The 26,034-nt window shown below is 73.5% G+C and carries 21 protein-coding genes; 8 read left to right on the forward strand and 13 right to left on the reverse strand.

All coding sequences use genetic code 11. The features are described 5' to 3' along the window. Positions 1-13: 13 nt before the first annotated feature. Positions 14-1,297, reverse strand: coding sequence for a geranylgeranyl reductase family protein (locus OG764_RS15800; RefSeq protein WP_328969052.1), 1,284 nt, complete (start codon positions 1,295-1,297; stop codon positions 14-16). A 98-nt stretch (positions 1,298-1,395) separates the two neighbouring features. On the opposite strand from OG764_RS15800, the gene OG764_RS15805 reads away from it, so the two are divergent. Further along, positions 1,396-1,902: a GNAT family N-acetyltransferase gene (locus OG764_RS15805; protein ID WP_328969053.1), complete on the forward strand. Its 507-nt coding sequence runs from the start codon at positions 1,396-1,398 to the stop codon at positions 1,900-1,902. Positions 1,903-1,995: 93 nt separating this feature from the next. On the opposite strand, the gene OG764_RS15810 is transcribed toward OG764_RS15805, so the two are convergent. Together OG764_RS15810 and OG764_RS15815 are read right to left on the reverse strand one after the other, a co-directional pair. Beyond that, positions 1,996-2,907: a glutaminase gene (locus OG764_RS15810; RefSeq protein WP_328969054.1), complete on the reverse strand. Its 912-nt coding sequence runs from the start codon at positions 2,905-2,907 to the stop codon at positions 1,996-1,998. Positions 2,908-2,921: 14 nt separating this feature from the next. Further along, positions 2,922-3,638, reverse strand: a complete 717-nt coding sequence (locus OG764_RS15815) for a demethylmenaquinone methyltransferase (protein ID WP_328969055.1) — start codon at positions 3,636-3,638, stop codon at positions 2,922-2,924. A 496-nt stretch (positions 3,639-4,134) separates the two neighbouring features. Between OG764_RS15815 and OG764_RS15820 the strand changes: the two genes are divergently transcribed. Together OG764_RS15820 and OG764_RS15825 are read left to right on the forward strand one after the other, a co-directional pair. Next, positions 4,135-4,536 (forward strand): hypothetical protein, encoded by a 402-nt coding sequence (locus OG764_RS15820; protein WP_328969056.1) that lies wholly within the window; start codon positions 4,135-4,137, stop codon positions 4,534-4,536. A 59-nt stretch (positions 4,537-4,595) separates the two neighbouring features. Further along, complete coding sequence (locus OG764_RS15825) at positions 4,596-4,949, forward strand: response regulator transcription factor (protein ID WP_328969057.1); 354 nt, start codon at positions 4,596-4,598, stop codon at positions 4,947-4,949. Here OG764_RS15825 and OG764_RS15830 read toward each other — a convergent pair. The 3 genes from OG764_RS15830 to OG764_RS15840 all read right to left on the reverse strand — a co-directional run bounded on the left by OG764_RS15830 (position 4,915) and on the right by OG764_RS15840 (position 8,699). Continuing rightward, the gene (locus OG764_RS15830) at positions 4,915-5,577 is read right to left on the reverse strand and encodes an imidazolonepropionase-like domain-containing protein (RefSeq protein ID WP_328969058.1); all 663 of its coding nucleotides are present in this window, start codon (positions 5,575-5,577) and stop codon (positions 4,915-4,917) included. The two genes, OG764_RS15825 and OG764_RS15830, sit on opposite strands and share 35 nt — an antisense overlap. A 7-nt stretch (positions 5,578-5,584) precedes the next feature. Further along, the gene (mqnC, locus tag OG764_RS15835) at positions 5,585-6,784 is read right to left on the reverse strand and encodes a cyclic dehypoxanthinyl futalosine synthase (protein ID WP_328969059.1); all 1,200 of its coding nucleotides are present in this window, start codon (positions 6,782-6,784) and stop codon (positions 5,585-5,587) included. Positions 6,785-6,887: 103 nt separating this feature from the next. Continuing rightward, positions 6,888-8,699, reverse strand: a complete 1,812-nt coding sequence (locus tag OG764_RS15840; protein ID WP_328969060.1) for a protein kinase domain-containing protein — start codon at positions 8,697-8,699, stop codon at positions 6,888-6,890. A gap of 101 nt (positions 8,700-8,800) precedes the next feature. Between OG764_RS15840 and OG764_RS15845 the strand changes: the two genes are divergently transcribed. After that, positions 8,801-9,949, forward strand: a complete 1,149-nt coding sequence (locus tag OG764_RS15845; RefSeq protein WP_328969061.1) for an alpha/beta hydrolase — start codon at positions 8,801-8,803, stop codon at positions 9,947-9,949. Here the strand turns inward: OG764_RS15845 and OG764_RS15850 are convergent. Beyond that, entirely contained in the window at positions 9,924-10,772 is an 849-nt protein-coding gene (locus OG764_RS15850) for a menaquinone biosynthetic enzyme MqnA/MqnD family protein (RefSeq protein ID WP_328969062.1), read from the reverse strand. The genes OG764_RS15845 and OG764_RS15850 overlap by 26 nt on opposite strands. A 236-nt stretch (positions 10,773-11,008) precedes the next feature. Here OG764_RS15850 and OG764_RS15855 point away from each other — a divergent pair, with 236 nt between their 5' ends. Continuing rightward, positions 11,009-11,212 (forward strand): cold-shock protein, encoded by a 204-nt coding sequence (locus OG764_RS15855; protein WP_007265804.1) that lies wholly within the window; start codon positions 11,009-11,011, stop codon positions 11,210-11,212. A 254-nt stretch (positions 11,213-11,466) separates the two neighbouring features. Here OG764_RS15855 and OG764_RS15860 read toward each other — a convergent pair whose 3' ends face one another. The 4 genes from OG764_RS15860 to OG764_RS15875 form a co-directional block, all read right to left on the reverse strand. Then, a complete protein-coding gene (locus OG764_RS15860; protein WP_328969063.1) occupies positions 11,467-13,131 on the reverse strand; it encodes a lytic transglycosylase domain-containing protein in 1,665 nt (554 codons plus the stop codon). 357 nt (positions 13,132-13,488) lie between these two features. Then, entirely contained in the window at positions 13,489-14,739 is a 1,251-nt protein-coding gene (locus OG764_RS15865; protein WP_328969064.1) for an FG-GAP-like repeat-containing protein, read from the reverse strand. A gap of 61 nt (positions 14,740-14,800) precedes the next feature. Further along, entirely contained in the window at positions 14,801-16,123 is a 1,323-nt protein-coding gene (locus tag OG764_RS15870) for an FG-GAP-like repeat-containing protein (protein ID WP_328969065.1), read from the reverse strand. 730 nt (positions 16,124-16,853) lie between these two features. Then, on the reverse strand, positions 16,854-18,587 hold the full coding sequence (locus OG764_RS15875; RefSeq protein WP_328969066.1) for an AMP-dependent synthetase/ligase: 1,734 nt from the start codon (positions 18,585-18,587) through the stop codon (positions 16,854-16,856). 131 nt (positions 18,588-18,718) lie between these two features. Between OG764_RS15875 and OG764_RS15880 the strand changes: the two genes are divergently transcribed. Further along, a complete protein-coding gene (locus OG764_RS15880; RefSeq protein ID WP_328969067.1) occupies positions 18,719-19,804 on the forward strand; it encodes an AraC family transcriptional regulator in 1,086 nt (361 codons plus the stop codon). A gap of 117 nt (positions 19,805-19,921) precedes the next feature. Further along, the gene (locus OG764_RS15885; protein ID WP_328969068.1) at positions 19,922-21,118 is read left to right on the forward strand and encodes a lipase family protein; all 1,197 of its coding nucleotides are present in this window, start codon (positions 19,922-19,924) and stop codon (positions 21,116-21,118) included. A 112-nt stretch (positions 21,119-21,230) separates the two neighbouring features. Here OG764_RS15885 and OG764_RS15890 read toward each other — a convergent pair whose 3' ends face one another. Both OG764_RS15890 and OG764_RS15895 read right to left on the reverse strand, forming a co-directional pair. Next, positions 21,231-22,592, reverse strand: coding sequence for an alpha/beta hydrolase (locus tag OG764_RS15890; protein ID WP_328969069.1), 1,362 nt, complete (start codon positions 22,590-22,592; stop codon positions 21,231-21,233). 482 nt (positions 22,593-23,074) lie between these two features. Beyond that, a complete protein-coding gene (locus OG764_RS15895; RefSeq protein WP_443056221.1) occupies positions 23,075-24,943 on the reverse strand; it encodes an AMP-dependent synthetase/ligase in 1,869 nt (622 codons plus the stop codon). A 560-nt stretch (positions 24,944-25,503) separates the two neighbouring features. On the opposite strand from OG764_RS15895, the gene OG764_RS15900 reads away from it, so the two are divergent. Then, positions 25,504-25,974 (forward strand): hypothetical protein, encoded by a 471-nt coding sequence (locus OG764_RS15900; RefSeq protein WP_328969070.1) that lies wholly within the window; start codon positions 25,504-25,506, stop codon positions 25,972-25,974. The last annotated feature ends 60 nt before the right edge of the window (positions 25,975-26,034 follow it).

Consider the following 26,034-nt stretch of genomic DNA (forward strand, 5'->3'; position numbering starts at 1 on the left):
GGGCGGTCGGGCGTCAGGCCTTGGGGGCCACCTTGCTGAGGCCGTTGATGATGCGGTCCATCGCGTCGCCGCCCGTCGGGTCGGTGAGGTTGGCGAGCATCTTCAGGGTGAACTTCATCAGCAGCGGGTGCGTCAGGCCGCGCTGGGTGGCGATCTTCATGACCTTCGGGTTGCCGATGAGCTTCACGAAGGCGCGGCCCAGTGTGTAGTAGCCGCCGTAGGTCTCCTTGAGGACCTTCGGGTAGTTGTGCAGGGCCAGTTCGCGCTGGGCGGGGGTGGCCCGGGCGTGCGCCTGGACGATGACCTCGGCCGCGATCTGGCCGGATTCCATCGCGTAGGCGATGCCCTCGCCGTTGAACGGGTTGACCAGGCCGCCCGCGTCGCCGACGAGCAGCAGGCCCTTGGTGTAGTGCGGCTGCCGGTTGAAGGCCATCGGCAGGGCCGCGCCGCGGATCGGCTGGGTCATGTTCTCGGGGGTGTAGCCCCAGTCCTGCGGCATGGACGCGCACCACGCCTTGAGGACCTCGCGCCAGTCGAGCTCGCGGAAGGCGGAGGAGGAGTTCAGGATGCCGAGGCCGACGTTGGACGTGCCGTCGCCCATGCCGAAGATCCAGCCGTAGCCGGGCAGCAGCCGGTCCTGGGCGCCGCGCCGGTCCCACAGTTCCAGCCAGGACTCCAGGTAGTCGTCGTCGTGGCGCGGCGACTCGAAGTACGTGCGGACGGCGACGCCCATCGGGCGGTCCTCGCGCCGGTGCAGGCCCATGGCCAGCGACAGCCGGGAGGAGTTGCCGTCGGCGGCGACCACCAGCGGGGCGTGGAAGGTGACGGCCTTCTTCTCCTCGCCGAGCTTGGCCTGGACGCCGGTGATGTGCCCGGTGCGAGGGTCGCGGACCGGCTCGCCGACGTTGCAGCGCTCGTACAGGCGGGCGCCCGCCTTCTGCGCCTGCCGGGCCAGCGTCTCGTCGAAGTCGTCGCGCTTGCGGACGAGTCCGTAGTCCGGGTACGAGGCCAGGTCCGGCCAGTCGAGTTCGAGCCGCACCCCGCCGCCGATGATCCGCAGGCCCTTGTTGCGCAGCCAGCCGGCCTCTTCGGAGACGTCGATGCCCATCGCCACGAGCTGCTTGGTGGCGCGCGGGGTCAGGCCGTCGCCGCAGACCTTCTCGCGCGGGAAGGCCGTCTTCTCCAGCAGCAGGACGTCGAGTCCGGCCTTCGCCAGGTAGTACGCGGTCGTCGAGCCGGCGGGCCCGGCTCCGACGACGATCACATCCGCGGTGTGTTCGGAGAGGAGCTCGGTCACTGCGGGATCTCCCGAAGACTCGATAGGGGGTGCCTAATGCACAGGACATGGGCAGTCTATGCAGCGATGAGTGATCACGATCCCGAAGGGCTGTACCGATGAGCGAGCAGTACCCCACCGTCAGTCTCCGCGTCCCGACCGAAGAGGACGCGTACGCCTGGCACCGCGTCTTCGCCGATCCCGAGGTCATGGAATTCCAGGGCGGGGTGCCCGCCGAGCTGTCGGTGTACGAGGAGCTGACCGCACGCCAGCGCATGCACGACGCCCAGCTCGGCGTCTGTTTCTGGACGGTCCTCGACGAACACGGCGAGGTCATCGGCTTCACCGGCGCCCAGCCCTGGCCGCGCGACTGGGGCCCGGTGGGCGAGATCGAGATCGGCTGGCGGCTGGCCCGCCCGTACTGGGGCAAGGGGTACGTGACGGCCGCGGCCCGCGAGACCCTGGAGCGGGTGCGGGCCGCCGGGATACCGAGAGTGGTCGCGATGGTGGACGCCCGCAACACCCGCTCGATCGCGGTGACGCAGCGGCTCGGCATGGAGCTGGAGGAGACCTTCACCCTGGGCTCGGGCACCACCGGCCACCGCTACGGCATCAGCTTCGACTAGCCGCCGGAGCCGAGGGCCGCAGGAGGACCGCACGAGGTCCGGCGGAGGGGCGCGGCAAACCCGGCGGAGGGCGGCGGGAGGACCCGCGGACGGTCAGAAGACGGACAGCCCGGTCAGGGTGGTGAACCGGTCCAAGGCCGCCACCCCCGCCACCGAGTTGCCGCGCTCGTCGAGCCCGGGGCTCCACACGCACAGCGTGCAGCGCCCGGGCACGACCGCGACGATCCCGCCGCCCACCCCGCTCTTGCCGGGCAGGCCCACCCGGTACGCGAAATCGCCGGCCGCGTCGTACGTGCCGCAGGTCAGCATGACCGCGTTGACCTGCTTGGCCTCGCTGCGGGTCAGCAGCCGGGAGCCGTCGGCGAGCAGGCCGTGCCGGGCCAGGAAGCGCGCGGCGAGGGCCAGGTCGGCGCAGCTCGTCTCGATGGAGCACTGCCAGAAGTAGTGGTCGAGGAGGGCGGGCACCGGGCCGGTGATGTTGCCGTACGCGGCCATGAAGTGGGCGAGGGCGGCGTTGCGGTCGCCGTGCGCGGCCTCGGACTCGGCGACCTCGGCGTTGAAGGCCAGTTCCGGGTTGCCGCTCTCGCGGCGCAGGAACTCCAGCAGCTCGCTGCTCGCGTCGCCGGTCCACGTCTGCAGGCGGTCGGTGACCACCAGCGCGCCCGCGTTGATGAACGGATTGCGCGGGATGCCGTTCTCGTACTCCAGCTGCACCAGGGAGTTGAACGGATTGCCGGAGGGCTCGCGGCCCACCCGGTCCCACAGGCTGTCGCCGCCGTGCGCCAGGACCAGCGCGAGCGTGAACACCTTGGTGATCGACTGGGCGGAGAACGGCACCTGCCAGTCGCCCACCCCGTGGACGTTCCCGTCGAGGTCGGCGATGGCCATGCCGAAGCGGCCCGGGTCGACTCCGGCGAGCGCCGGGATGTACTCGGCCGGGGTGCCGGTGCCGACCAGCGGGGCGACGTCCTCGGCGATCTGCTCCAGTACGGCCTGGTAGTCCACGGGGGTACGGACGTCTACGCGGCGGGCTCGGCCGGGGCGCCCGGCTTGAAACCGCGGTGCAGGGCGACGATGCCGCCGGTCAGGTTGCGCCACGCGACGCCGGACCAGCCGGCCTTGCCCAGCAGCGAGGCCAGTTCGGCCTGGCCGGGCCACTCGCGGATGGACTCGGCGAGGTAGACGTACGCGTCCGGGTTGGAGGACACGGCCCGCGCCACCGGCGGCAGGGCGCGCATCAGGTACTCGGTGTACACGGTCCGGAACGGCGCCCAGGTGGGCTGCGAGAACTCGCAGATGACGACCTTGCCGCCGGGCTTGGTCACCCGGTACAGCTCGCGCAGCGCGCCCTCGGTCTCCTGGACGTTGCGCAGGCCGAAGGAGATCGTGACGGTGTCGAACACGCCGTCCTTGAACGGCAGCTTCGTGGCGTCCCCGGCGGTCAGCGGCAGGTAGGGGTGCCGCTTCTTGCCCTCGGCGAGCATGCCGAGGGAGAAGTCGCAGGGCACGACGTACGCGCCGGTCGCGGCGAACGGCAGCGAGGAGGTCGCGGTGCCGGCGGCCAGGTCGAGCACCTTCTGGCCGGGGCGGGCGTCGACCGCGCGGGCGACCTCCTTGCGCCAGAGGCGGGCCTGGCCGAGGGAGAGCACGTCGTTGGTGACGTCGTAGTTGGCCGCGACTCCGTCGAACATCGAGGCGACCTCGTGGGGCTGCTTGTCCAGGGATGCGCGGGTCACTGGCGTTCGGCCTCGCAGGTGTCGGGTGCGGAGGCGGCGCAAGCCCCGCCCGCACGACGCGGTGTGTACCCCCCCATTCTGGCACCCCCACCCCCCACCCCTGACAGGCAACCTCCCCCCTCGCCGGCGCCCTGGGGCGCAACACCCAGCCTTGTCGGCGCTGCGTGCGGCAATTCCAGCCTCGCCGGTGCCCTGGGGCGCAATTCCCAGCCTCGCCGGCGTTTGAGGCGCGGGGTTTGGGGCGGAGCCCCAAGACTGCAACCCGGCTCCGCCGGGCACCGGGCTCCGCCCGGACCCGCTCCTCAAACGCCGGAGGGGCTGAATGGTGCGCGGGGTCAAACGCCGGAGGGGAGGGTGCGCGGGGTCAAACGCAGGAGGGGCTGGAGGCGCCCCCGAGGGGGCAGGGCGGGAACTGGCCTGAAGGACAGTGGTGTGGTGGGGGGCGGCGTGGTCAACTCTTCGGCGGCCCGGACATCCCCCACGGAAAGGCACGCGCATGATGAACAGAACGTGTCTCCGCGCCCTCGCCACCGCCCTCGCACTGGCCGCCGCCCTCACCACCGGCGTCTCGTCCGCGACCGCCGCCGTCGACAAGGACGGCATCCTCGACCCCGGCGAGTTCGGGCTGTTCTGCCTGCAGAACCAGGGCGGCGCCGTCTTCGACATGTACACCGCGGACGCGAACTTCCGCGACAACTACTTCAAGGGCAGCCTGGCGTGCGCCCAGCACACCACCAACGACTACACCGAGTCGTACCTGAACCGGGACACCGCCGAGTGGTCCGTGTACACCGAGGCCTACCGCGGCGGATACGTCGGGTTCCTGCCCGCCGGATACCGCGGCAACGCCAGCACCCTGTACCGCAATACGATCACCTCCGCCTACCTGGAGCCGTGAGCCGGGATACGCTGCCGGTCACTCGCGCCCAGCACCAGCTGCCAACCCGGGGGGATTCCGTGGAGCGTCCCTGCTTACCGTGCACCTGGGCTCCCGGCACGCTCGACGCCGACCGCCTGCACCGGGCCCTGGCCGGGATACCGCGGCTGACCGATCAGGAGCTGTCGGTGTTCCGCTGCCTGCACACCGGGCCGACCAACGCGCAGCTCGCCGCGCACCTCCATCTGACCGTGCGGACCGCGAAGTTCCACGTGGCGAACATCCGCGCCAAGCTGGGCGGGGTGTCCCGGCTGCAGGCCTGCCTGCTCGCCGTCCACCACACCGCCACTCCGGCCGGGCCGGCACCCGCCGGGACCGCACCGGCCGGGTCCGGCGAGGTCAGCGTCTGCGGTGGAGCAGCCGTCCCGCGATGACCGTGGCCACGCAGCCGGCCGCGCCGCGGGCCGCCAGCGCCGCCTCGTCCGGCACGTCGAAGACGGCGAAGTCGGCGCGGGCGCCCACCGCGAGCGGCCGCAGCACCACGTCGGCGAGGTCGCGCGCGCCGGCCAGCGGGTCGAGGGACGGCAGCGGGTCCGGGACGGGCGGCGCGTCGGGCACCGGGACGGTCTCCAGGCCGGAGCGGGCCACCGGCGCGGCGAGGAGCGGGTCCCCGGGCACGACGGCGACCGCGGTGGTGCCGTACCGCAGCATCTGCTGGAGCCCGCGGCGCACGCTGCCGGCCCGGCGGGGCACGTCCAGCTCGGCCGCGGTCAAGCCGTGGGCGGCCAGCGCCTCGCCGTGCAGCGGCTCGGTGCCGAGCCGGTCGGCCTCCCGCGGGTCGGGGTGGTAGCAGCTCGTCAGCAGCCACTGCGCGTGCCGCTGGCGCAGGCCCGGGGTGAGCACGCCCGGCCAGGCGCGGACCCGGGCCCTGGGGTGTTCTGCCTCCAGTGCGGCGCGGGGGCCGATCGCGGCGATCCGGTCGTGCTCGACGAGCACCGCCCCGTCCGGCAGCGGCGCGGAACCGACCGGCAGCAGCAGGGGGGCGGTGTGCAGCGTCAGCAACGCCGGCTCAGCGGGCGTCGAGGAGCTTCAGCTCCGGGTGGGCGGTGCCGCCCTCGATCGCGGTCGAGGAGATGTGCGAGACCACGCGCTCGTCGACCGGGTCGTTCGCCGGGTCGTCGTGCACGACGAGGTGCTCGTACGTGGTCGCGCGCTGGGCCGGGACGCGGTCCGCCTTGCGGATCAGGTCCATGATCTCCTGGCGGTTCGAGCGGTGCTTGGCACCGGCCGAGGAGACGACGTTCTCCTCCAGCATGATCGAGCCGAGGTCGTCGGCGCCGTAGTGCAGGGAGAGCTGGCCGGCCTCCTTGCCGACGGTCAGCCAGGAGCCCTGGATGTGCGCGATGTTGTCGAGGAAGAGCCGGGCGATCGCGATCATCCGCAGGTACTCGAAGATCGTCGCCTGGGTGCGGCCCTTGAGGTGGTTGTTCTCGGGCTGGTACGTGTACGGGATGAAGGCCCGGAAGCCACCCGTCCGGTCCTGCACGTCACGGATCATCGCGATGTGCTCGATCCGCTCGGCGTTGGTCTCGCCGGTGCCCATCAGCATGGTGGAGGTGGACTCCACGCCCAGGTTGTGGGCGATCTCCATGATCTCCAGCCAGCGCTCGCCGGACTCCTTCAGCGGGGCGATGGCCTTGCGGGGGCGCTCCGGCAGAAGTTCGGCGCCGGCGCCCGCGAAGGAGTCGAGGCCCGCGGCGTGGATCCGGCGGATCGCCTCCTCGGCGCTCACGCCCGAGATCCTGGCCATGTGCTCGACCTCGGACGCGCCGAGGGAGTGGATGACCAGCTGCGGGAACTCCTTCTTGATGGCGGAGAAGTGCTCCTCGTAGTACTCGACGCCGTAGTCCGGGTGGTGGCCGCCCTGGAACATGATCTGCGTGCCGCCGAGCTCGACGGTCTCCGCGCAGCGGCGCAGGATGTCGTCGAGGCCGCGGGACCAGCCCTTCTTGGTGTCCTTGGGGGCCGCGTAGAACGCGCAGAACTTGCACGCCGTCACGCAGACGTTCGTGTAGTTGATGTTCCGCTCGATGATGTACGTCGCGATGTGCTCGGTGCCGGCGTACCGGCGGCGGCGCACGGCGTCGGCCGCCTGGCCCAGCGCGTGCAGCGGCGCGTGGCGGTAGAGGTCGAGCGCCTCCTCCGCGGAGATCCGGCCTCCCTCGGCGGCTCGGTCGAGAACGGACTGGAGAGCGGCCTGGTCGGTCACCGGTGCTCACCTTTCGGCGGAGGTCGAGGAGGAACGAGGAGGAGCGGGAGGGGCACGAAGGGCGGACCCCGAGCCAGCCTACGCCAGGGCCGGGGCCCGGCCGTCAGGGGCTGCGGGTCAGGTCCCCGACGGGCTTTCCGGCGGCCCGGTCGCCCGACACGTAGTGCAGGGTGCCGTCCGGGTTCAGGGTGAACCGTTCCGCCTTGCTGCCGTCGGAGCACACGCCCGGGTGCGGGTTGGTCGTCCGGCTGCTGTCCAGGACCAGGCTCTTGTCGGTGGCCGACACGAGCTTCCACTCCCCGCTGCAGTCGGCGCCCAGGAGCTCCAGGACGGAGCGGTCGCGGGCCACGGTCTGCCCCACCCGGCCCGCCGAGATGGTGAGTTCCATCTCGCTGGACACGTTCAGGTTGGTGGTGGTGATGGTGCCCTTCCAGGTGCCGAGGAAGGCTTCGGGGACGTCCCGGCGGGTGCCCTGCTCCGCGGTCGCTCCCGGCGAGGGGCGGCCCGTCGCGGGGCTGCCCGTCGGGTCGGTGGCGGCCGGGGGCGTGGCGCCCGGAGCGGTCGACGCCTTGCCGCCGTCCGCGAGGGCATGGCCCTTCGATCGGCCGGGCAGCAGGTCGAGGGCGTACAGGCCGCCGCCGGTCACGGCCACGACGGCCGCGGCGACCGCGAGCGCGACCGTGCAGCTGACCCGGCGCCCGGCGGTCGCGGTCACGCTGAGCCCGCTCCCCGCGCCCGGGGCGGCCGTACCGGTGCCGGAGCCCGGGTCCGGGACCGGGCCGGAGCCGCTCCCCGGGCCGGTGGCCGGACCGCCGTAGCCGGGGACGGGCGTACCCGCGCCGTCGGATCCCGCCGTCGCCGGGCCGCCGCCCGGCATGCCGTCCCGCGGGCCCGGGAGGACCCCGCCCGGCGGACCGTACGAGGGGTCCGGCGGGCCGAAGCCGCCGCCCTCGCCGCGGCCTCCGTACGAGGGCGTGGCGAACGGCACCGGGCCGGACGCGTCGGCGGGGGCCTGTGCCGGTTCCAGGTCCAGCAGCCGGACCGTCGCCCGCGAGACGTCGGCGACCAGCGGCGCGGGCAGCCAGCCCGGCTGGACGAGCGCGGCGGCGCCCGCAGGGGCCAGCGCGGCCGACAGCTCGCCGGGGGTGGGCCGGGCGGCCGGGTTCTTCGCCAGGCAGGCGAGCACCAGCTCGCGCAGCTCCCCGGTCAGGGCCCGGCCGACCTCCGGCTCCTCGTGCACGACCTTGTAGAGGAGGGTCGCCGAGTTGTCCCCGGTGAAGGGCGGGGCGCCGGTCGCCGCGAAGACGAGGACCGCGCCCAGCGAGAACAGGTCGGCGGCCGCGGTGGTGCCCTTGCCGAGGATCTGCTCGGGGGCCATGTAGCCGGGCGAGCCCACCGAGACACCGGTGGAGGTCAGCGAGGCCGTGCCGTCGGTGGCCCGCGCGATCCCGAAGTCGATCAGCCGGGGCCCGTCCAGGGTGAGCATCACGTTCGACGGCTTCACGTCCCGGTGGACCAGGCCCAGCGCGTGCACGGCCGCGAGGGCCTCGGCCAGCCCGCAGCCGATCGCCCGTACGGATGATTCCGGCAGCGGGCCGTGCGCGGCCAGCGCCCGGTCCAGCGAGGAGCCCGCCACGTAGCCGGTGGCCACCCACGGCACCGGCGCCTCCGGATCCGCGTCCAGCACCGGGGCCGTCCACGCGCCGCCGACCCGGCGGGCCGCCGCGACCTCCCGCCGGAACCGGGCCCGGAACTCCTCGTCCCGGGCGAAGTGCGGGTGCACGATCTTCACCGCGACGGTCCGGCCGCCGGCGCTGCGCCCCAGGTAGACGGCCCCCATGCCGCCCGCGCCGAGCCTGCCGAGGAGCCGGTACGCCCCGATGGTCTGCGGGTCCCCCGCTTCGAGCGGCTGCATGGCTCCCCCTGCTGTCGTACGCCCGTGCCGGTGCAGCACCCTAAGCGGTCTCGGGGACGCCGGTGACGCAAACGCGGCGAATCCGTGCAACGGTGATCCGCATGAACGTCCGCACCACCCCCGCACGCCGCTCCACCCGCATACCCGCCGGGCGCCCGGCCCTCGGTACCGCACTCGCCGCCGCGCTGCTCGGCGCCCTGCTGACCGGCTGTTCCGGTTCCGGCGATCCGGTCAGCTTCGACGCCCCGAACGCGGTCGCCACCGGCGATCCGACGGCCTCCGCGGCCGGCACCGGCACCCGCACCACGTCCGTGTCCGCCGGTGAGGCGCCGTCGCGTGCCGAGCGCCTGACCCGGCTGCCGACCGGCCCCAAGGCCCGGTTCACGCAGGAGAGCACGCTCGACGACGGCACGGCGATCGCCGTGACCACGCTGGAGGGCCCCAAGTCCGGGTTCACCGGCAAGGTCTGGGTGTGGGCACCGCGGCAGTACTTCGAGCCCCGGTACGCGAAGAGCGGCTTCCCGGTGCTGATCGCCCTGCCCGGCGGCCACGGCTACCCCAAGAACTACTGGATGGGCGCCGGCCTGAAGCTGCAGAGCAGCATCGCCCAGTGGTCGCAGGACGGCACCTCGCTGCCCTTCATCGTGGTGATGCCGGTGCTGAACCCGGACGCCAAGTACTTCTACGACGGCAGCGACATCCCCGGTCAGCCCCGGATGGGCACCTGGCTCGCCGAGGACGTGCCCGACTTCGCGCGGGCCAATTTCCGCACCTTCCGCTCCCGCGACGGCTGGGCCTTCATGGGCTCCTCGTCGGGCGGATTCGCCGCGCTGAAGACGGTCCTGCAGCACCCCGGCCAATTCAAGGCGGTGATCGCCTCGGGGCCCGACATCCTGCCCGACTCGCCCCTGTGGAACGGCTACGAGGAGGAACGCGCGGCGAACAATCCGGAGAACCTCGCGGAGGCCCTCATCGAGCGCGGCGGCCCGGACGTCTATCTCGCCTTCCAGATCGGCACCCGGGAAAGCGGAATGCCGAATCTCCGGAATTTCATCCGGGATTTCGGCAAAGGTCCGGTGAAAACCCACCTGCAGATCATTCCGGACGGCAGCCACAACGCGAAGACGTACATCCGGGGCATGGGCGAGGGCACCATGGAGTGGCTCTCGCAACACCTCCAGGGGCCCGTGCCGGAAGGCGAGCCGGCCGGCCCCTCCTGGGCGGCTACCGCCCCAGCAACTCGACCCTGACGTCCGAGGGGAAGCCCGTCGTGGCGCCGGTGCGGCGGGCGAACTCACGGACGCCGGCCAGCTGCTCCGGGCCGAAGCGGAAGTCGAGGGTGCGGAAGTAGCGCTCCAGCAGGTCCGCGTCGAAGGACTCCCAGCGGGCGGCCTGCTCGGCCACCTTGGAGACCTCTTCCAGGGACAGGTCGCGGGAGGCGAGGAAGGCCTCGTGGACCTTGCCGACCACCTCGGGTTCGCGGGCGAGGTAGTCCTTGCGGGCCGCCCAGACGGCGAACACGAACGGCAGTCCGGTCCACTCCTTCCACATGAGCCCCAGGTCGTGGACGGTGAGCCCGAGCCGGGGGGCGTCGTGGAGGGAGGCCCGCAGGGCGGCGTCGCCGATCAGTACGGCGGCGTCGGCCTCCTGCATCATCACCCCGAGGTCGGGCGGGCAGGTGTAGTACTCGGGCCGCACCCCGTACTGCTCGGCGAGGAGCAGCTGGGCGAGCCGGACGGACGTGCGGGAGGTGGAACCGAGTGCGACCCGGGCCCGGTCGAGCTGCTCCAGGGGCAGCTGGGACACGATCACGCAGGACATGACCGGGCCGTCGCAGCCGACCGCCAGGTCGGGGAAGGCGACCAGGTCGTCCGCGTTGCGCAGGAACTCCACGAGGGTGATGGGACCCATGTCCAGCTCCCCCTGGACGAGCCGCTCGCTGAGCTTCTCGGGGGTGTCCTTGGTCAGCTCCAGGTCCAGCAGGGTGCCGGTGCGGGCCAGGCCCCAGTACAGGGGCAGGCAGTTCAGGAACTGAATGTGGCCGACCCTGGGCCGGCTGCGATTGGCGTCCACATGGCGAGACTAGCCCGCGGCCGGCCGTCAGCCTCGTCGAGGGTCTCAAACGTCCGAGTGACGTGATCTTTCCCTCTGGTCTCCTCCGTGCTCTGCGTGCTAGGCTCCACGCAAGTTGCAGTTTGGTTTCCCTTGCAGTACAGAGCCTGCGGAGCATGTAACCCGCAGGCTTTTGTAGTTTTCAGACTTCTCAGCAGGTTCTGGAGCAGGGCAACCCTTTGGCCCAAGGAGGGCTTATGGCTACCGGAACCGTGAAGTGGTTCAACGCTGAAAAGGGCTTCGGCTTCATCGCCCAGGACGGCGGCGGCCCGGATGTCTTCGTTCACTACTCCGCGATCAACGCCTCTGGCTTCCGCTCCCTCGAGGAGAACCAGCAGGTGAACTTCGACGTCACGCAGGGCCCGAAGGGTCCGCAGGCGGAGAACGTCACCCCGGCCTAGTTGCCCGGGCCGACCCGATCGCGGTCGGAAGCAAGTAGTACTTCAAGTGCAGTACCCAAGGAGCCCTGCCCTTCCGCGCAAGCGGGGGCGGGGCTCCTGCCTTTTCGTGCGCCGTTTCCGCGGCGGAACGGCGCGCGGAAGGGTCCGCGAATGCGGCCCGCCGACAGGGCCCGCGGACATGGCGGAGCCCCGCACCCCGGGTGAGGGGTGCGGGGCTCCGCCGCGTTCAGGACTTGACGGTCGGGACTCGGCTGTCAGGGCTTGGCCGGGCCGGTGGGCCGGGCCGGGTCCGCCGGGGTGGCCGGGTCGCTCGGCGCGGTCGTCGGCTCTTCCGTGGCCGGCTTCTCCTTGACCACCAGGTCGACGACGAGCTGGACCTTCTCGGGTGTGGTCAGCAGCACCTGGTAGGTGCCCGCGACGTCCGAGGCGAAGATCTCCGGGAGGATGATCCGGCCGTCGGCGCCGGACGGCGCCAGCGTCAGGGTCCTGATCTCCTTGCCGTCCTCGTCCTTGAAGAACGGGCCGGTCTCGGCCGGCACCCAGGCGCCCTTCGCGTCCAGCCGGACCATGGTCGCCGTGACGGCGGTGCCCGCGACCGGCTTGCCCTTGGCCTTGGCCAGGACCTCGACGCGCCGGGCGAAGCTGCCGCCCGCGACCGCCTCCGGCGTCTTGGTGTCGCCGGTCCGCTCCAGCGCGTCCGCCGTGAGGACCGGCTTCGGCGTCACGGTGCCGGCGAACTTCACGGTGAACTCGCGGGTGCCGTAGAGCGTGGCGCGCAGGGTGAAGACTCCGGGCATCGCGCCCGCCTTCTCGCCCGCCTTGATGACCGGCGCGGTGGCGATGCCCGAGGCGTCGGTGCGCACCACCACGTGGGTCTTGCCGCTGGCCGCGAAGACCGTGCCGGAGGTGTCGTTCTCGATCTCGAAGACGACGACCTCGCGGGCGGCCGGCTTGCCGTTGCTCAGCTTGGCCTTGGCCTGCGGGGACGTGGTGAAGACGGTGCCGGCCTCGGCCTTGAGGGTGCCCGAGCCGAGCCGTTCCAGGCCGGAGACGGTCGCCGCCGGCGGGTTCGGCTTCGTCGGGGGCTTGGTCGGCGGGGTGACCGGAGGGGTGACCGGCGGCGTGACCGGCGGGGTCGGGGTGACCGGCGGGGTGGGCGTGACGGGCGGCGTGGTCGGCGGCACGACGGGGACGGCCGGCGGGTTCGGGACCTGGGCGGCCCCGCCCTTCTGGTACTGGCGCATCCAGCCGAGCACCGTGTTCACGTACTCGCGCGAGTTGTTGTAGCTCAGGACGGCCTTGTCGAGGAAGGCCGGCTGGGCCAGGTCGCGGTCGCCGGCGCACAGGTACAGGCCGGCGCCGAGGGCCGCGTCGTACATGTTGTTGGGGTTGCGCTGGCCGTCGCCGTTGCCGTCGGCGCCCCACTGCGCCCAGGTGGACGGGATGAACTGGAGCGGGCCGACCGCGCGGTCGAACTCGGTGTCCGCGTCCCACGCACCCTTGTCGGTGTCGAGGATCTTCGCGAAGCCGTTGCCGTCGAGGCGGGGGCCGCGGATCGGCTTCTCGGTGGTGCCGTCGGCCTTCAGCCCGTAGCCGGAGGCGTGCACGGACTCGACGCGGCCGATGCCGGCGAGGAGTTCCCAGGGCAGGTGGCAGCCGGGCAGGGCGGCGGCGACCGAGCTGGCGGCGCGCTGGTAGGCGTCGAGGGCGGTGGCGGGTATGCCGGTGGAGCCCTCCGGCGCGCCCTGTACGGGCGGCGGGTCGGCGACCAGGTCGGGCAGGTCGAGGCGGGCGTTGCCGCGGTCCTGGGCCTGGGGGCTGTCGCCGGTCGGCTCGGACTCGCCGGCGTCGGCGGTGGGCGTGTTGCCCACGACGGCAGCGGTGGTCAGGCTGGCCGCGAGCGCGGCGGTGCACAGCACTTTGCGCGAAGTGTTGACCAGATGACGGTGAAGAGGCTTCACAGTGCGGCGTTCCCCCCAAGACGGACCAGGCCGGTCGAGCCGTGAATATCCACTGTTTATCAGGTCCGAGGCGGCGACTCGCCGTCCCCCCTCGTTATGGGACCCCTTGTTCGGGCGCCGGGTCAATGCCCTTTCCCACAGGGCCTCTTGAGGTTGTCCGGAATGACCGGATGGCCCCGCTCTGCACCCCAGGGCGCTCTCTGCTGACGGCCCCTGCGCCGCCCGGATGCGGGCGGCCGGCTCGCCCGGACGCACTTGGCGTTCGAGGGAGCCGGCCGTCGCGTTTCGGGCCCCTGTGTTTCAGGCCACTGTGTCTCAGAACACGCGGACGCGCTCCGCGCTGTCCCACAGGGTGTCCGGCTGCGGACGGCTGATCCCGCCACGGCCGTTGCCGAGGTAGAGGGAGACCTGGTAGCCGATCGGCCGCATGAAGTCCGCGTGCCCGTCGCCGTTCACGTCGCCGGTGGCGATGACCGGCTCGTCGGCGGGCCAGGCGTACGGGAGCTTCTTGCGCGCGCCGAAGGCGCCCTTGCCGTTGCCGGGGTAGAGCCACAGGGCGCGCTGCCCGTCGCGGGCCAGCAGGTCGGACTTCCCGTCGCCGGTCATGTCACCGGGCGAGGCAAGCTGGTTCATGACGTTCCAGCCGGCGCCGACCTTCCGGCGGGCGGTGAAGGCGCCCTTGCCGTTGCCCGGGTACGTCCACAGCACTCCGGCGGTGTCGCGGGCCAGCAGGTCCCGGCGGCCGTCGCCGGTGAGGTCGCCGGCCGCGCTGATCTCGCGCATGCCGTTCCAGCCCGCGCCGATGCGCACGCGCGCGCCGAGGGAGCCGGTGCCGGTGCCCGGGTAGAACCACAGGACGCCGGACCGGTCACGGGCGAACACGTCCTCGCGGCCGTCGGAGTTGTGGTCGCCGTGCCGGACGATCTGGGTCATCGCGTTCCAGCCGCCGCCGATCAGGCGGCCCTTGGTGACGCCGTTCGCGTCGCCGTTGCCGGACAGGAACCACAGCCGGCCGTCGTCGGCGCGCTCCATCAGGTCCGGGCGGCGGTCGTTGTCCATGTCGCCGAACTGCCCGGCGGCGGGCAGCGCGTCGGGCCGGCGCACCTCGGGGAAGGTGTACCAGGACATGTAGGGGACGCCCTGGACGACTTCGTACTCCGTGGTCGCGACCCGGTAGGAGCTGGTCACGTTGTCGTACCGGCCGTCGAAGGACCGGTGGAGGTCGATGGGCCCGTTGTACGGCGAGACGATCACGTAGTCGGGGTCGGTGTTGTAGTCGGGCTTCGTGTAGAAGGTCGCCCACAGGCCGCTCTTGTTGACGATCGAGGAGATCTTGTCGTTCCAGTCGGCGCCGAGCCGGGGCGCGCCGGCCGACAGGATCTTCATCGCGCCCTGGTAGTCGGGGTACTGGAAGACGCACAGCTTGCCCGCCGGACAACGGTCGGAGGGCTCGGCGGCCGAGACCGCCGGGGCGGCGGTGACGAGGGTGGCCAGCGTGGCGGTCAGGGCGACCGCGGCGCCGAGGGCGCGCCGCGCCAGGGCGCGCGGGCGGACGGTTCGGGACATGAACCGGGGCTCCATTCGACAGTGAGGGGCAGGGCGGGCTCTGGCGGGAGCCGGGGCGGGCTCAGAAGACGAGGTGGGTGTCCTGGGAGCCGGCGAGCAGGTACGGGGACCTCAGGGTGCCGTCGGCGGCGACCGGGTAGACGCGGATGCCGTTGTCCTTGGGGGCGTGCGCGATCAGGTCGGGGCGGCCGTCCCCGGTGAGGTCGCCGGCGCCGGCGAGTTCGGTGAGGCCGCTCCAGCCGCCGCTGCCGATGAGCGCGCGGGCGCCGAAGGCACCGCGGCCGTTGCCCGGGTAGAGCCAGAGCCGGCCGGCGGTGTCCCGGGCGACCAGGTCGGCCCGCTTGTCGGAGTTCACGTCGCCCGCGCCGACCAGCTCGTTGAAGGCCTTCCAGCCGCCGCCGACCTTCTTGCGGGCGGTGAAGGCGCCCTTGCCGTTGCCGGGGTACGTCCACAGGGTGCCGTCGGTGTCGGCGGCCAGCAGGTCGGCCCGGCCGTCGCCGGTCAGGTCGCCCGCGGCGGCCAGGTCGCGCATGGCGTTCCAGCCGGCGCCGACCCTGGTGCGGGTGCCGAAGGCGCCGTTGCCCTTGCCGGGGTAGCACCAGAGCACGCCGGCCGTGTCGCGGGCCAGCAGGTCCTCGCGGCCGTCCGAGGTGAAGTCGCCGTGGCGGGTCAGCTTGGTCATGGAGTTCCAGCCGCCGCCGACGAGCGCGGTGCGCGCGGTGCCCGGGTCGGCGTGCGCGGTCCACAGCTGCCCGAACTTGTTGCGCGCCAGCAGGTCGCCGTAGCCGTCGCCGTCGAGGTCGCCGAAGGCGCCGCCGGCGGGCACCGGCTTCGGGCGCGGCTTGGGCTGCCCCTCCCACTGGAAGACGGGGTGGCGCGCCTCCGTGCCGCAGAACCAGTCGGCTTCGGGGCCCGTGTCGAGGGAGCTGACGGCGTTGTCGAGTTCGGGCGAGGCGCTCTCGTCGAAGGAGCCGCGGCCGGTGTAGAAGTGCACGGCGCCGGTGGGGGCGAGGCCCGGCTCGGGGTGGAAGCACACCGGGTGGGAGGTGTGGTTCACATACGAGCTGATGCGGTTGTTCCACGACCCGAGGTCGAGCCGGCCGCCCTTGACGACGAGCATCTCGCCCTGGCCCACCGGCCCGCTGAACACGCAGAGGCTGCCCCAGGTGCAGCGGTCGTACCCGGTGGCCGCGGGGGCCGCGGGGGCGGCCTGGGCGGTGGCCGGGCCGCTGGGCGCGGCGGCCCGGGCCTGGGTCGGGACGCCGACCACGGCGGCCTGGGCGGGGGCCGAGAGGACGGCGGTGGCGAGGGCGGCGAGGGCGGCTGTGGCGAGGGCCGTCAGGGTGCGGCGCGGTGCGGGCGCGGAGACGGAAGGTGTACGCACGGGGTCCCCCCATGGGTGTGCGCGATACGTGAGGTCGGACGCTCGCCGGATCATAGCGGCCGCCCTTGCGCCCCCGGCGGCCCCCGCCCCTCCTGCCCGACCCCGCCGTCCCATACGCCCCGTTGACCCCGCAACGCCCCTGGCCTCGCCGGCGCCCGGCACACCCCCAGCCTCGCCAGTGCCCGGCGCATTACCAGCCTCGCCAGTACCCGGCGCACCCTCAGCCTCGCCGGTGCCCGGCGCATTACCAGCCTCGCCAGTACCCGGCGCACCCTCAGCCTCGCCGGTGCCCGGCGCATTACCAGCCTCGCCGGCGTTTGAGGCGCGGGTCCGGGCAGAGCCCGGTGCCCGGCGGAGCCGGGTTGTTCGTTGGGGCTCCGCCCCAAACCCCGCGCCTCAAACGCCGGCGAGGCTGGGATTTGCCGCACGCAGCGCCCGCGAGGCTGGAGGTCGCACCCCGCAGCGCCGACAAGGCTGGAGGTCGCACCCCGGCGGCCCGCGAGGCTGGAGGTCGCACCCCGGCGGCCGGCGAGGCTGGAGGTCGCACCCCGGCGGCCGGCGAGGCTGGGATTTGCCGCACGCAGCGCCGGCGAGGCTGGAGGTCGCACCCCGCAGCGCCGACAAGGCTGGAGGTTGCGCCCCGGCGGCCGGCGAGGCTGGGGGTTGCGCCCCGCGGCGCCGGCGAGGCCGGGGGTTGGGTCCCGCACCGGCGGGCGGGAAGGGCGCGGGGTCAGGGGGTGTACAGGGTGGCTATTTCCGTGGCGTAGCGGGTCGCTATGGCGTGGCGGCGGAGTTTCAGGGTGGGGGTCAGGGTGCCGTCGGCGACCGTGAATTCGCCGGGCAGTATCCGGAAGGCCCGTATCCGCGCCGGCCGCGACACCACCGCGTTCGCCTCCGCCACCACCCCGCCGATCAGCTCCCGCACCCGCGGACACCGCTCCGCGTCGGCCCCCACGTCCACCCCCTCCCGCCGCGCCCAGTCCGCGATCTCCCCCGCGTCCAGAGTGATCAGCGCCACCGGATACGGCCGCCGGTCGCCGACCATGACGGCCCGTGCCACGTACCGGGACCGCTGGATGGCGTACTCCGTCTCGGCCGGGGACAGGTTCTTGCCCGCGGAGGTGATGACGAGTTCCTTCTTGCGTCCCGTGACGTGCAGGAAGCCGTCCGCGTCCAGCGCGCCCAGATCGCCCGTGTGCAGCCACCCCGCCGCGTCCACCGCCTCCGCGGTCGCCGCCTCGTTGGCGTGGTAGCCGGGGAACACCATCGGCCCGCGGGCCAGCACCTCCCCGTCGTCGGCGATCCGCACCTCGCAGCCGGCGACCGGCCGGCCCACCGAGCCGTGGCGGACCGCGCCCGGGTGGTTGAGGCTGATCACCCCGCCCGACTCGGTCATCCCGTACCCCTCGAACACGGCGATCCCGCAGGCCCGCAGGAAGTCGAGGGTGGCCGGGTCGATCGGCGCCCCGCCGGTGAGGGCCCACCGCAGCCGGCCCCCGAAGGCCTCCCGGACCGGCGCGTACAGCGACTTCTCCGCCGCCGCGTGCGCCTCCCGGTCCGCGGCGGGCAGGCGGCCCTCGGCGGCGAGCACCCCGAGCCGTACCGCCTCCTCGAAGCGCGCCCGCCCGCCGTCCTGCGCCTCCGCCAGCGACCGCACCACCGCGTGCACCTTCTCGAACAGCCGTGGCACGGACGGCAGGTGCGTGGGCCGGGCCTCGGCCAGTTCGCCCACCACGTCCTCGATCCGGCCGCCGAAGTAGCAGAGCTCGCCGCCCTCCAGCAGAGTGGTGAACTGGATCAGCTGGGCGAGCAGGTGGGCCAGCGGCAGGTACAGGTACGTCGAGTCCCCCGGCCCCCCACGGATCAGCGGAAGCGTCGCGTCCTGGACCGCGCCCAGGTTGCCGTGGGTGAGGCGGCAGCCCTTCGGCAGGCCGGTGGTGCCCGAGGTGTAGACGATCGCCGCGTCCGCTCCGGACGCCACGGCCGCGGCCCGCGCGCCGAGTTCGCCGACGACCGGCCCCGACCCGGCCGGCGTCGCCGTGAGGGCGTCCAGCAGGACCACCTCCCGCAGCAGCGGCAGCCTCGCCCGCAGCCGCTCCACCCGCCCCGCCTGCTCCGCGTCGTCGCAGACCGCCACCACCGCCCCGGAGTCGCCCAGCACCCAGCCGAGCTCCTCCTCCCCCGCCGTCGGATACACCGGCACCAGCACCGCGCCCGCCGCCAGCGCCCCGAAGTGCGCGTACGTCCACTCCGGGCGGGTCTCGGCGAGCAGCGCGACCCGCTCGCCCGCGGCCACGCCCAGGCCGAGCAGGGCACACCCCACCGCCCGTACCCGTTCGTGCAGTTCCTCGTACGTACGGGTCTGCCAGGCGCCGTCCCGCCGGTACCGCAGGGCCGTCTGCGGGCCGTGCCGGCGCGCCGTCCACGCCGTGAACACCGCCAGGGTCGAAGGCCGTACGTCCATCGCTCGCCTCCCGGGGATCGCCGCGGGATGAGCCCGCGTATCCCGACGCTAGACAGGGCGGCCCACCGCACGGCATGACCGGAAGCGTCACCACCGCTGACCCTGGCGCTCATTGGGGCTACCGTCGGAGCATGGGGAGGCGGACGATCACCGTGCACCATGTGCGGGCCGTGCTCGCGGGCGCGCACCGCAGCGGCCTGGACACCGTGCCGCTCCTTCAGGAGGCGCAGATTCCGCCGCTGCTGCTGGGGGACGACCGGGCACGGGTCACCCCGGCGCAGTTCGCGCGGCTGTTCCGGGCCCTGTACCGGAACACCCAGGACGAGTTCCTCGGGCTGGGCGGCGCGCCCAGCCGGCCGGGGACCTTCGCGATGATGTGTTACGCCTCGCTGGGCTGCCGGGACCTGGGCGCGGCCATCGAGCGGGGCAGTGCCTTCTACCGGCTCTTCCCCGGCGGGCCCGACCTGGTGCTCGACACGGGCCCGGGAGACCCGGGGGCCGCGGCGGGCGGGGCGGGCGCGGCGGGCGCGGCGGCCACGGCGGGCGGGGAGGCCCGGTTCACGGTCCGCGGCGAACTGCCCGCCGACGAGGACCGGTTCCTCGCCGAGTGCCTGCTGATCATCTGGCACCGGCTGTGCAGTTGGCTGATCGGGCACCGCATCCCGCTCTCCTACGCGTCCTTCGCCTATCCGCCGCCGCCCCACAAGGACGAGTACGGGGTGCTCTTCGGGTGCCCGGTGCGGTTCGGGGAGCCGCGGACGGGCGCCGCGTTCGGCGCGCACTGGCTGACCGCACCGCTCGTACGGGACGAGGCCGCCCTCGACGCGATGCTGCGGCGGGCCCCCTTCGACCTGCTGTCGCGGCCCGAGTACGGCACGACGGTGGCCGAACAGGTGCGCCGGGCCCTGGTGCAGGGGCTGCGGGCCTCGCCCCGGCTGCCGGCGCTCGGCGAGGTCGCGGGGCGGCTCGCGGTGAGCCCGGCGACGCTGCGCCGCCGGCTCGGGGCGGAGGAGACCTCCTACCAGCAACTCAAGGACCAGGTGCGGCGGGACGCGGCGATCGCGGGGCTCGCGGAGGGCGGGGAGCCGATCGCGGAACTCGCCGCCCGGCTGGGCTTCTCCGAGGACACCGCCTTCCACCGGGCGTTCCGGCGGTGGACGGGGACCACGCCGGGTGCGTACCGGACGCGGTGTGGTCCCCGCGGCCAGGAAAGCTGAGCTGCGCGGTCAGCGCCGCGCCCACCGGCCGGTCACTACCTTCTGTCTACCGGCCGCACCCACCGGCCGGCGCCCCACACCCCCACACCCCCACCGGTACCTCGGGAGAGCCGCCCCATGCGTATCCGCAGCAAGACCCTCGTCGCCGTGGCCGCCCTGGCCCTGTCGGCGGCGGTGCCCGCCGGCACCGCCACCGCTTCCGACGCCACCGCTTCCGACGCCACTGGCTCCGACGCCTCCTCCGCCACCGCCGGCGGCGCGCCCGGCGACATCGTGAGTTCCGTGCCCTCCGCCTTCCACCCGCTGCCCGGCCAGTGGACGAACACCCGGGCCTGGAAGGTCCATTACCGCTCGACCACGGCCGACGGGAAGCCGAACGTGGTGTCGGGCACCGTGATCGTCCCGCAGGACGGCCGGACCGGACCGCGCCCCCTCGTCACGTACGCCGTCGGCACGGTCGGCCTCGGCGATTCCTGCGCGCCGAGCGCCAACCTGCCGAACGGCACGGCCATGGAGGCCAACCTCATCCAGCAACTGACCCTGCGCGGCTGGGCCGTGGCCGTCACCGACTACGAGGGCCTGGGCACCCCCGGCGTCCACACGTACACGGTCGGCCCGTCCGCCGGGCGCGCCATGCTCGACGTGGCGCGCGCCGCCCAGCGGCTTCCGGGGACCGGGCTGTCGGCGGCCGGCCCGGTGGGCATCATGGGCTACTCGCAGGGCGGGCAGGCGTCGAGCTGGGCCGCCGAACTCCAGGGCTCGTACGCGCCCGAGCTGAACGTGAAGGGCACCGCGACCGGCGGGGTCCCGGCCGACCTGCTGGCGGTCGCGGACTTCAACAACGGCTCGTACGGCTCCGGTCTGATCTTCATGGCGGCCGCCGGGCAGGACGCCGCCTACCCCGAGCTGGACCTCGACTCCTACCTCAACCCGGCGGGCAAGGCCCTGGTCGGCTTCTTCAAGGAGAACTGCGTCGCGGTCGACGCGACCGTCGGCTCCTTCAAACGGATCTCCGACCTCACCACGACGAACCCGCTGGAGCGCCCCGACTGGCGGGACCGCCTGAACCGGTCGAAGCTCGGCCGGACCGCGCCGGCCGCGCCCGTGCACCAGTACCACGCGCTGGGCGACGAGCTGATCCCGTACGCGGTGGGGCGGCAGCTGCGCGCCGACTGGTGCGCGCGGGGCGCCGCCGTGGACTGGTCGACGATCTGGGTGGGCGAGCACGTCAGCGGCGTGATCACGCACACGTCGGCGGCGGCGGACTGGCTGGCCGACCGGTTCGCGGGCCGGCCCGCCGCGGGCAACTGCTGAGCGCTGACGGCAGGTTGGGTGCGCTGCTGTGCGCTGCCGCCCGGCCGTCGCCGTACGGCTGCCGGCGGTGTGACCTGCTGCCCGGTCGGGGGGCGATCCGCGGTCGTCGGGGTCACTCGTCGGCCGGGCAGGAGCGGGTCCCGCCGGGCAGCCGACCGTCCACCAGGAACGCGTCGACCCGTTCCCGTACGCAGGCCGAGGCCAGGTACGCGCCGTGGCCCTCGCCCTTGTAGTCCAGCACCACCGCCGAACCGAGCCGGGCGGCCGTCTCCTGCGTCCAGCGGTACGGGGTCGCCGGGTCGCCGCGGGTGCCGACCAGCAGCATCCCCGGGGCGCCCGGCCGGTCGATCCTCCGGATGAAGTCGGTGCCGGGCGGGCGGCCGTAGCAGGACAGGACGGTCATCAGCTGGCGCGGCCCGAAGATCCGGGACGCGGCCGTGAACTCCGCCGCCAGGCCGTCGATCTCCTTCTCCACGGCGGCCGGGTCCTTGTCGTCCGTGGCGCGGTCCGGGTCGTCGGCGCAGTTGACGGCGGCCAGGGCCGCCTCCTCGTTGTCGGCGGGCACGGGTCTGCCGCTGCCCTCGTGGCCGTCGTCCTCGGGCGGGGTGAGCGGACCGCCGAGCTCCAGCAGCCCGACCGGGTCGCCGTCGCGTTCCACCATGCCGAGGCCGCGGGCCAGCGGCGGCCACATGTGGCGGCTGTACAGGGCCTGCGCGATGGCGTCGACGACGTCCTGCCCGGTGAAGTACGACCCGTCCCCGCCGACCAGCGGCTGCCGGTCGAGGCGGGCGACGAGGGCCGCGACCTTCTCCTTCGCGGTGCGGGTGTTGGTGCCGTACACGCAGCCGGGCTGGTGGGCGCACCAGGTGAGGAAGTTGTCGAGGGCCTGCTGCTGGCCCTGTGCCGACACGAGGGCCTGCTGGGCGAGCGGTTCGGTGAGGGTGTCCACCCCGTCGAGGACCATCCGGCCGGTGCGCTGCGGGAACTGGGCGGCGTACACCGCGCCGAGCCGGGTGCCGTAGGAGAAGCCGAGGTAGTTGAGCTTGCGGTCGCCGACCGCCTGCCGGATCCGGTCCATGTCCCGGGCCACGTTGACGGTGCCGATGTACGGGAAGACCGGGCCGGAGTGCTGCGCGCAACGCCGGGCGACTTCGCGCAGGGCCGCCAGCTGCGCCGCCGCGTCGGCGCCCGCGGGCGCGTCGGCGGACAGCGCGCCGCCACAGCTGACGGGCTGGCTGCCGCCGATCCCTCGCGGGTCGAAGACCACCAGGTCGTAGGCCTCGCCGAGGTCGGCGAACGCGTTCGCGGAGGCGGCGAGCGTGTCGATGCCGGGGGCGCCGGGGCCGCCGAAGTTCAGCAGGAGCGAGCCGAGGCGGTGGCCGCCGGTGGCGGGGATGCGGGCGAGGGCGAGGCGGACCGTGCCCTTCGCCTGGCCGGCGTAGTCGAGCGGCACATCAAGCGTCCCGCACTCCATCCCCCGCCCCCCACCCGCACACACCCCCCAGTCGATCCCCCTCGAGGCGCCCCCCGGGGCCACCCCCAGCCCCGCCCCACCAACGCTTGCAGCGGACATCGGGGCACCATCCAGCCTCGCCGGCGTTTGAGGCGCGGGGTTTGGGGCGGAGCCCCGAGCAACCCGGCTCCGCCGGGCACCGGGCTCCGCCCGGACCCGCGCCTCAAACGCCGGCGAGGCTGAAAGCGCCCCGGGCACCGACAAGGCAGCGGGTCGCAGTCCGGGCGCGGACAAGGCGGCGGGTTGCAGTCCGGGGGTCGGTGCGGCCAGCAGCACGGCGGCGGCGGCGCAGAGGACGACGCCGCGGGAACGGGACCGGTGCACGGCACCCTCCTCGATGTGCCCCCGCCCCACGATAGGCGGCCCCTCGAAACCCCGCCCCCCGAAGCCCCCGGCCACCCCCGTTCACCGCCCGCCGCAGGCGACCGGCGGCCGGCGGCCCCTCACCGCCCGCCGGCCCCCCGGTACAGCTCCTCGATCTCCGCCCCGAAATCCCGCGCGATGGCCGCGCGCCGAAGCTTCAGGGACGGCGTGAGATGCCCGCGCTCCTCGGTGAAGTCCGTCGCGAGCACCGCGAACCGCCGGATCGACTCGGGCCGGGACACCAGCTGGTTCGCCTCGTCCACGGCCCGCTGGAGTTCGGCCCGCAGCTCCTCGTCGCGGACCAGCTCGGCCAGCCGTACCTCCTGTTTGCGGTGCATCTGCCGCCAGTGCCGCAGCCCGTCGGGCTCCAGCGTGATGAGCGCGGTGACGTACGGGCGGTTCTCGCCGACCACGAGGCACTGCCCGACGAGCGGGTGGGCGCGCAGCCAGTCCTCCAGCGGGGCCGGGGCGACGTTCTTGCCGCCGGACGTGATGATGATGTCCTTCTTGCGCCCGGTGATCGTCAGGTACCCGTCGGTGTCGAGCTCCCCGATGTCCCCGGTGGCGAACCACTGGTCGGGGCCGGTCGCGGGCACCACCTCGCCGCGGGCCGCGTCCCAGTAGCCGCCGAAGACGTTTCCGCCGCGCAGCAGCACCTCGCCGTCGTCGGCGATGCGTACGCCCGTGCCGGGCAGCGGCCAGCCGACGGTTCCCAGGCGCGGCCGCAGCGGCGGGGTGACGGTGGCGGCGGCGGTGGTCTCGGTCAGCCCGTACCCCTCGAACACGTCGATGCCGGCGCCCGCGTAGAAGGCGGCGAGCCGGCGGCCCAGCGGCGAGCCGCCGCTGATCACGTACCGGACCTTGCCGCCGAGCGCGGCCCGGATCCGCCGGTAGACGAGCGGGTCGTACAGCGCGCGGGCCGCCCGCAGTGCGAGTCCGGGCCCCTTGCCGGTGCCGTGTTCGCGCGCCTCGACGGCGCTGCCGTACGCCCGGGCGATGCGGGCGGCCCGGTCGAAGGAGGAGGCTCGGCCCATCTTCTCGGCGGTGGCGCGCCCGGTGTTGAAGACCTTCTCCAGGACGTACGGGATGGCGAGGAGGAAGGTGGGTTTGAAGCCCGCCAGGTCGCGGAGCAGGTCGTCGGTCTGGATGCTGGCCGCGTGCCCGATCCGGACGCGGGCGCGCAGGCAACCGACGGCGACCATGCGGCCGAACACGTGGGAGAGCGGCAGGAAGAGCAGGGTGGCGGCGGGCTCGGTGGTCGCGCTCTTGAAGACGGGGTGCAGCAGCTCGATGGCGTTGTCGACCTCGGCGAAGAAGTTGGCGTGGGTGAGCACGCAGCCCTTGGGGCGGCCGGTCGTCCCGGACGTGTAGATGACGGTGGCCACGCTCTGCGGGCCGGTGTGCGCCCGCCGCGCGGTCACCACCGCGGTCGGCACCCGCTCGCCGGCCCGCTTGAGCCGGTCCACGGCCCCCGTGTCGAACTCCCACAGGTGCAGCAGCCCGGGGAGCTGCGTCCGCTCCCCGCTGATCATGCGGGCCTGCGCGGTGTCCTCGACGGCGCAGGCCACGGCCCCGGAGTCGTGGATGATCCAGCGGGTCTGGAGCGCGGAGGAGGTGGGGTAGATGGGTACGGTGATCAGACCGGCCGCCCAGCTCGCGAAGTCCAGCAGGGTCCACTCGTAGCTCGTACGCGCCATGATCGCGATCCGGTCGCCCCACTGGAGGCCCTCCGCAATGAGGCCCTTCGCCACGGCGGTCACCTCGGCGGCGAACTCGGCTGCGGTGACGTCGGCCCAGCCCCCTTCCGGGGTCTTCCTGGACAGCACCACCTCGCCGGGGGCCTGTTCGGCGTTGGTGTACGGGATGTCCCCGAGCGACCCCTCCTCCGGCGCCACCGCGAGCGGCGGCACGTACACCTCCCGCACCACCCCGCCCAGCACCCGCTTCACGGGCTCGTCCGCCCGGGGCGGTCCGGCGACTGCGCCGGCTCCGGCGAATGTGCCACCTGCGGCAACTGCGGCGTTCTGATCGTGCGACAAGGGGCCTCTCCTCACGCGAGAGCAAGTTACCGCCGGTAATCTACGCACGGGTAACCCCGCCTGACCACCCCCTTGCACGGAATCCGAACACCCCGAACACCCCGGCCACGGCGACCACACACCACACGCACCACACGCACCACGGCACCACACCTGACCGATTCGCGGCCTTACCGGATCGCCCCCGTGGGAGTTGGATGCGGTCCGCACGTCCGGGGCCACGACCCCGGCGGGTCCTCAGACGTGCCGGTCGCGCTCGTGGACAAGCGGGTACCAGCTCGCGTACTGCCTCGATCACCGGTGGCGTGCGTCGGTTGAGGCGACGACGGCGGCAGCCCCTGCGGAACCAGAGCGCCGGAGGGACGGGCCCGGCAGCCGTCGCGGTCCGGTGCGAGGGCGGGGGCGCGGGGGGGTGCTGTCGGTGCCCACCGCTACCGTTCGGCCGTTCACATCTTCGGGGAGGGGGCTCGATGGGGGCCAGCGGTTGGGACTACGTCGTCGGGTATGACGGCGATGCCGAGGCGGCCTTGGCGCGTTTGCGGGCCGGGGTGTTCCAGGAGGAGTACGGAGACGGCGCCCGCTTCCGCAGCCTGGAGGACCTGTACGAGGACGAGCTCGTGGCGTCGGAGGGCACCCACACGATCCTCGACATCGACAGGGTCGTCGCCACGGACGACCCGCCGACCCGCCTCGCCCCCGCCGACTACGGAACCCTGCGCCCGCTGGCGCTCGGCCGCGTGGTGCACCACTTCGGTACGGACCGCCCGTCGGTCGGGCAGTACGAGCGGCTCGTCGCTGCGGCCCGTGGAGCTGCGAGCGGCGAGGAGTACGAGCGGAGCCTGCTGGGCGAGTGCCGGATGCGGTGGACCGGCTACTACGTCGTCCTCTATTCCGCAGGCAGACCGACCCACCTGGGCATCTTCGGTTTCTCCGGCGACTAGGACCGGCGGGTCCGAACGGCGTGAGGTACGACGGTCGTCGAGAGCCGGCGGGCGCCGGCC

It is taken from the genome of Streptomyces sp. NBC_00239 (assembly GCF_036194065.1).
Lineage (GTDB): Bacteria > Actinomycetota > Actinomycetes > Streptomycetales > Streptomycetaceae > Streptomyces.

Bases quoted from the DNA above. Each gene is read 5' to 3' on its own strand.
- OG764_RS15865 (WP_328969064.1), bottom strand. From the start codon at position 14,739: ATGTCCCGAACCGTCCGCCCGCGCGCCCTGGCGCGGCGCGCCCTCGGC.
- OG764_RS15880 (WP_328969067.1), top strand. From the start codon at position 18,719: ATGGGGAGGCGGACGATCACCGTGCACCATGTGCGGGCCGTGCTCGCG.
- OG764_RS15820 (WP_328969056.1), top strand. From the start codon at position 4,135: ATGATGAACAGAACGTGTCTCCGCGCCCTCGCCACCGCCCTCGCACTG.
- OG764_RS15805 (WP_328969053.1), top strand. From the start codon at position 1,396: ATGAGCGAGCAGTACCCCACCGTCAGTCTCCGCGTCCCGACCGAAGAG.
- OG764_RS15855 (WP_007265804.1), top strand. From the start codon at position 11,009: ATGGCTACCGGAACCGTGAAGTGGTTCAACGCTGAAAAGGGCTTCGGC.
- OG764_RS15840 (WP_328969060.1), bottom strand. From the start codon at position 8,699: ATGCAGCCGCTCGAAGCGGGGGACCCGCAGACCATCGGGGCGTACCGG.
- OG764_RS15875 (WP_328969066.1), bottom strand. From the start codon at position 18,587: ATGGACGTACGGCCTTCGACCCTGGCGGTGTTCACGGCGTGGACGGCG.
- OG764_RS15885 (WP_328969068.1), top strand. From the start codon at position 19,922: ATGCGTATCCGCAGCAAGACCCTCGTCGCCGTGGCCGCCCTGGCCCTG.
- OG764_RS15845 (WP_328969061.1), top strand. From the start codon at position 8,801: ATGAACGTCCGCACCACCCCCGCACGCCGCTCCACCCGCATACCCGCC.
- OG764_RS15890 (WP_328969069.1), bottom strand. From the start codon at position 22,592: ATGGAGTGCGGGACGCTTGATGTGCCGCTCGACTACGCCGGCCAGGCG.
- OG764_RS15900 (WP_328969070.1), top strand. From the start codon at position 25,504: ATGGGGGCCAGCGGTTGGGACTACGTCGTCGGGTATGACGGCGATGCC.